Raw genomic sequence first — 6,060 nt, forward strand, 5'->3', positions numbered from 1 at the left:
TTGGAGATTGATGGTGATAAGTAACGATAGAAACAGTTTGCTTAAGTTCAACATCTAACAACTTTTGTATCCATTTAGCGTGTGATACTGAAGCTGCAACAATCAGCCCTGCTGCATTCGGTGTTCTTTTTCTAATCTCGCAAAGCTTTATACAAGCCGACTTTAATATATAGATAACAGCTGCCTGATTATGAATAATCGATTGATATGACGCTTTTGTATGTTGAAGTAACTCAGCAATTGATGAAAATGAGTGACTAGATTCATCTTTAATCGATAAACCTTCATTATCAACCAATACAATCTTAGGCCGACGACAGACATTATCGTTAATAGCTTGATTTAATGTATATTGATAATCACAGACTAGCATTCCTTCAGGATCAGAATATTCCGCCATTGCGATGGGTAAACGATCAGAGCGCCAAGGCGTACCTGATAGCGCTAATGTATATTTAGCTAGTCGCTGTACTTTACATACGACTTGCTCTCCCCATGAATTACTTTTCCCATCTTCGTCAAACGAACAATGATGGATTTCATCAAACACGACAAAAATTCGATATTTCTTTAACGTTTCCCAAAAAGAATCATCAAGATATTTGATACTTTGATATGTACACGATGCTCCTAAAGTTCCTAATCCGCCACTAAACGCGCATAATAAATAAGATGAAAATGTCGCTTTGATCCCCTCTGCGACTGCAGAAGAAGGCGAAAAACAGAGTACTAAGTCTATTTCATCATTATCCAATAATGATTTGGCGACATTCGCGGCCATGATCGTCTTTCCAGCACCTGGAGTCGCTTGGCAAAAGAAGTGTGAATGTCCATTTATATATTTATCTAACGCTTTATTAACGCATTCCGACTGCCAAAGCCTCAGCATAGGGACACCTTACTATTTTTTACCTGCAAACGATTTGTTAACGCATTTACTTTGCCCAAAAGTTTAGCTGAGCGTTCTTTCGCGGCATCAAAAAGCGGGAGTAATATTTCCTCATCATTAGGGAAACGATTTAGTAATGATTGATATTCCTCTACTTCGCCCAGTGTAATCGCGAGCTCCGCCTCATGCTCCTTTTTCTCTTGAACTAGGATTTCGATAATGTTGCCAACACAATTTGATGCTTTTACTTTTTCATCACTTTTTGGCGTAAAAGATTGAGCTCGAAATTTATCTGTTATTGAGTAACGTTTATCTCTTCTTTTGCCTAAAGATGTTAGCCATCCATTTTTTTCAAACGATAGAAGTTGTCTATATACATATTGCCTTGCTTCTTCTTTATCAGTAAACGACACATCTTGACTCAGTAACGCATTTCTAAGCTCTATCACCGAAAAATCATCCATCTTATTTTCAATCAATAGGTTAAACATATGAGCATTTATTTTGATGATTGTATTCATGTGTAAATTTAGACCAATAAAAAACTTAGGATTGCTAAGTATACAAAAATCAGTAAAACTTAGACAATCTAAGTTATCTATAGGTTTAAAAGAAATGTCTAAGTGGAATACAACAACCCCATTCCAGCGAGGCTCAAAGCTGCGCGCAAAAAAGCAAAAATCACCCAGAAGGATTTAGGGGTGAAAATTGGTATGGAAGAAAGCTCGGCGAGTGGCCGAATGAATCATTATGAAAAAGGGCGTCATGTACCTGATATTGGTACCTTGAAGCGTATGGCTGAAGAGCTAGGCGTTCCGCTGCATTATTTCTTTTGCGAGAATGAATTAAGTGCAGAACTTGTATGCGCCATTGAAAAACTAAGTGATGAAAATAAAGCTTCGTTACTTGAAAAGTTGTGTTCCTCTGATTAAACAAATCTTTTATCTACTCTAAAACTGCTGTAACTCACTATATGTTTCAAAGTACGATATTCAATACTTAGTACGTCAATTCCGACATATTCCCTTGGTAGTTATCGTAATGACAAAGTCGCTTGGTAATTACGATACGACAGAATCGCTTGGTGATCACAGATAATGGGGCATTCTGACTAACTAAAAAGTGGACAGAAATTGGTTAGATTATTTGGTCTATTATGACGAGTAGACATTAATAAAAGTATAGGTAGCACCTAAATAAGGTATGTCGTAGGCGTCACCTGAATTTACTTATTATACCTAAATATCGCTAAGCTCTCGCCTCATTTGATTTAATAGTGATTTTGAATGCATTTGTATTTTATTAGCTATCTCTGCTGCTTTAGCTTGAAAAATTTTTGTTTTTTCATTTTGCTGATTCATTATGATATCGGTGAAATTGGTCATATATTCGTTAGTACAATCCATTGACTCTTGAGTTAAACTTTCAATTTGTTCAAATGTTTCAAGCATTTCATCTGTAGCAATTAACTTCAGGCGGTTTGACTCATATTTTAGCTTCAGTACATCTTTTAAGCCTTCTTGTATTAGCAATGAAACTTGAGAACCAAGCCAACCAACTACTTGCCTTTCTCTTTCTTTATCACCAGCTTCAGCCGCGGCTAAATAGTTTTGTAGATATTGTTCAAAAATTGGCTGCATACGTTCAGGCATTTCAATTTGATTCTTTTTCCCAAAATTATCCAAATCTGTAACATATTTACCATATTCAGAGGCTTTTAAATCAAAAATTTTAAGCCTTCTATCAGCTCTATATCTTAAATCTTGCTCTAGTTGCTTTAGATTTCTTTCATGGCGTTGTTTATTGAAATATGTAAATCCTAACCAAAGTATATTTATAATTCCAAAGATCCAAGCATAATATTTAGGGTTTGCTTGGATTAACTCATATATTAATTGCATAACTTCCTTTAGGGTTGGCTTCAACCTTCTATTTCTATTTTTTAAGTAATGACTTAGCTACAACTGCAACAGTTTGAATACGAGCAAGCATTTGCTCACTTTGTTTATCATTGCGTCCGTCAATTTGTAAGTATTTTATAAGCTCATTTGAATGCAATTTAAGCATACTGATGATCGAATAGAAATATAAGTAATTCTCTACCTCATGCTCTTTAAGCTTTGATAGTTCCGAGATATATGCATCAAAAACAGAGCTAGTCATCGCCTCTGAGCTATGAGCTGCAACCTTTGCAAATTTAAAAAGATACTCAGCCTCAGACAAATCCTTAGGTATTTTTGAAATATTAATAACTAGAATTTCAATATTCCAATTGACTTCGTGGTTAAGAATTTTCCTGATCTTATTGAGGCTACTCCTCTTTTGTACCGTCCCAATTATCCAGTTTAAAAAATAACCTAATATAAACGTTACGACTGGCAGTAAGTCTTTATACACTGTCAAAGCGCTATTCAATTTAATCTACCTTCCCAAAATACCCGTATTAAGGTTAGCAACGTAATCACTAACTTTAACTATATACACCATAAATACAGACTATACCGTTTCTTCTTTTTTCCTGTAGAGATTTACCTTAATTTCGTCAGTAAAAATACCACCTATTGTCCATGATGAAATAATGTTTTGATGGTCAAGTTGCATGACCAAATTTTTATTCTCTAGAGAATTTTTTAGTCTTGGAGTATGGTATCCAGTTGTTATTTCGCAATATGGTTTAGGTAAATTAGAAAGCACTTCTCGTACATCACTATTCGTCATTAGAGTGCAATATTTATTAAACAGTAAAATTTGTAAAGTTGTAGGCGAAGAGTACATTATTATAGATTTAGCAATATAGCCATCAACGTTACAATAATTAGTATCGTCATTAACAACAATAGAGCCGATAAGTGCAGCACGTTCATGATGGTCAACTAATATTGCTAAGTTCATAAATTTGATAACATTAAACTTGTTTATCTCAGAAATTTCAGTTTGAAGGAGATGTTCAAGAAAATCATCACTCAAATCAAAACATTCAGAATTATCTAAGAACATATCGATGTTTAAAGATACAAATAATACCTGTAAGGTTTGGGTGTTTTCTAGAAAATTAAAATTATTTTTTGTAAAATTAATCTTCCTTTTTTCAATAAGTATCTTAATTTTTGTTAAATCAAGCCCACTAGGAAATGATTTAAACACGTTAGGTAAAGCACAGACATAACCTTTATAACTGTAATCAGACATTGAATTAGCATTAATGAGTAAAGTATGTAAATTGAATGAATCTGAATTACTCGGTATTTCTTCCTCCAAAATCGAATCGCATACACTTTGTTTATCGAGATATTTAACTAATGTTTCATTCCTAAAACTGTCACTGTCCATAAAGGTAAGGCAATTTGCCCAAGTTGGTTTGATCTTCGCAGTATCAAAAATCATGGTATACAGTCTATCTGGCACTTTCTCTAAAGTTGGTAACTGAACTACCTGTTGTTTTAGAAACTCACTTAGAACACTTAGCTCTATTTCATCATGGCAAATAGCGACCAAAATAGCGGATAAATCTTCCTCTGAGTTATTATCAAGAACCAATAGAATATTGCGTAAATAGTATTCAAAATCACGTTCAACTCTTCCAATCAATATAGAGTTCTTTGTCGAAAGTATAGTCGTATAGTTCTTGGTATTCAGCATATTCACATCATCTTTAGCAAGAAGTTCTTTATAGATAAATTCAAGATTTCCTATCGATAGTTCGAAAAGCCCTTCCTCAAACATTGTACACACAACTTGAGAATGCTCTTTGATAGAAAGCAGGTCTTTTACTTCAAAATTAAGGCAAACAAGGCGGTTAGGATCAAGTTCAGGAACCTCACATAGAATATCTAAAAGGTGCTCTGAAACGAAATTGGACATATCATCAAAATTTTCAGCAAGAGATTTTAAACTGTTTAAAGGTAACCATTTAACAAGTTGAGTTATATGTCTTATGTTATAATTACTGGTAAGAATGCTAGGTACGAGTCTATCCCAAACATCATTTAGCCCCAAAAGAAAATCAACAACATTATGACCACTGGTATAATAGCCATCCAAAAAATGCTCACAACTTTCAAACTCTATTTTAATGTAACTATAAAGCTTCTGTACTTGCTCCTTATAACGATTTTTATCACTTAACAAAGCATCCACAATCACCATATTTAGGACATAACTTTGTCCAAAATCTTCCTCACGCATAGCTGCAATCACTTCATGTGGGTTATCAATTGGAAAATCTGGTTCTGGAGTAATAAAAGCGCGTATCTGAATAAGATATTTATTGTCATTCGGTGACATTCGACCAGAGTGAAATAGAGATGTGTACTGATAATAGGTATCGTCTAAGAAACTTTCTAATATAAGAAAACGCGCAAGCTCACCATTTTCACCAAACCCCTCAAAGAGTACCTGAGCATCGCTGGAATTTAAACGTAATAACTCACTAAGTTTAGTTGTACGAAATACTGGTAACTTAAGTCTTAGATCACGTATTTTACCTAAAATCTCAACTTTACGTTCCTCTGCCTTATTTTTAATTTCTTCCTTACGTTGATAGTAAGTCTTTTGAGAATTTACGCTAGTATGCCAATTTTTAATATTGACGTGGGTATTATAATTATTGTTATACCGACAATATATATTCGATGATTCTAAATACCCCTCGAATAAATCACTATGAGTAGCTAATTGTTGAAACTCTATCATATTATTTGAATTATGACCGATACTAAATGCACCCGATGGAAGTTTCTCTATCAACGCCATTGCATAAATTTTTCGTAATTCATCTAGATCTAGTGGGGTCTGGTCTTCTCCTACTTCAATTAACTTTTCAAGTTGTACAATTTCAGCTCTACACTCATCTTCACTTTTATTAATAAGTTCAGCTTGGTGATCCAATATTTTAGCAAGAGCACCTTCACCTCGATGTAATTGCTCAAAATCCCTTGGGTAGACATTTTTATATATTAAAACTGCGAGGAGTTTATTTCCATCAAGTATGTTTTCTCCATCTGTCTCTAAGTTCGCTACATAAATGGCGTATTCATTAAAGATGTTTTGAATTAAACGTAGATCGTTTAGATATCGTGAAACCTCTCTAAGAAACTGTCGGTCAAGTCCCTCACCAACTGCAAGCCGCTTCTCCTGTTCCAACACCATATCGATTGAGTTTGATGTATTAA

General features: G+C 34.2%; 6 protein-coding genes. 1 reads left to right on the top strand and 5 read right to left on the bottom strand.

The window, feature by feature from the left end:
- A partial coding sequence (locus BTN98_RS15110) for a DEAD/DEAH box helicase (RefSeq protein ID WP_167390207.1) occupies positions 1 to 889 on the bottom strand: 889 nt, incomplete at its 3' end.
- Positions 883 to 1,410, bottom strand: a complete 528-nt coding sequence (locus BTN98_RS15115) for a hypothetical protein (protein ID WP_061000949.1) — start codon at positions 1,408 to 1,410, stop codon at positions 883 to 885. The genes BTN98_RS15115 and BTN98_RS15110, both read right to left, overlap by 7 nt.
- Before the next feature lie 102 nt (positions 1,411 to 1,512).
- Between BTN98_RS15115 and BTN98_RS15120 the strand changes: the two genes are divergently transcribed.
- On the top strand, positions 1,513 to 1,821 hold the full coding sequence (locus tag BTN98_RS15120; RefSeq protein ID WP_061000947.1) for a helix-turn-helix domain-containing protein: 309 nt from the start codon (positions 1,513 to 1,515) through the stop codon (positions 1,819 to 1,821).
- A 306-nt stretch (positions 1,822 to 2,127) separates the two neighbouring features.
- On the opposite strand, the gene BTN98_RS15125 is transcribed toward BTN98_RS15120, so the two are convergent.
- From BTN98_RS15125 to BTN98_RS20385, 3 genes are all read right to left on the bottom strand, one after another.
- Positions 2,128 to 2,790, bottom strand: a complete 663-nt coding sequence (locus tag BTN98_RS15125; RefSeq protein ID WP_061000945.1) for a hypothetical protein — start codon at positions 2,788 to 2,790, stop codon at positions 2,128 to 2,130.
- Positions 2,791 to 2,824: 34 nt separating this feature from the next.
- Positions 2,825 to 3,304, bottom strand: coding sequence for a hypothetical protein (locus BTN98_RS15130; RefSeq protein ID WP_061000944.1), 480 nt, complete (start codon positions 3,302 to 3,304; stop codon positions 2,825 to 2,827).
- Between the two features lie 81 nt (positions 3,305 to 3,385).
- On the bottom strand, positions 3,386 to 6,060 hold a 2,675-nt coding region (locus BTN98_RS20385), incomplete at its 5' end, for a YobI family P-loop NTPase (RefSeq protein WP_167390208.1).

It is taken from the genome of Photobacterium aquimaris (genome assembly GCF_002954455.1).
GTDB classification, from domain to species: domain Bacteria; phylum Pseudomonadota; class Gammaproteobacteria; order Enterobacterales; family Vibrionaceae; genus Photobacterium; species Photobacterium aquimaris.

Coding starts and splice junctions, on each gene's coding strand:
- BTN98_RS15125 (WP_061000945.1), bottom strand. CDS start 2,790: ATGCAATTAATATATGAGTTAATCCAAGCAAACCCTAAATATTATGCT.
- BTN98_RS15115 (WP_061000949.1), bottom strand. CDS start 1,410: ATGAATACAATCATCAAAATAAATGCTCATATGTTTAACCTATTGATT.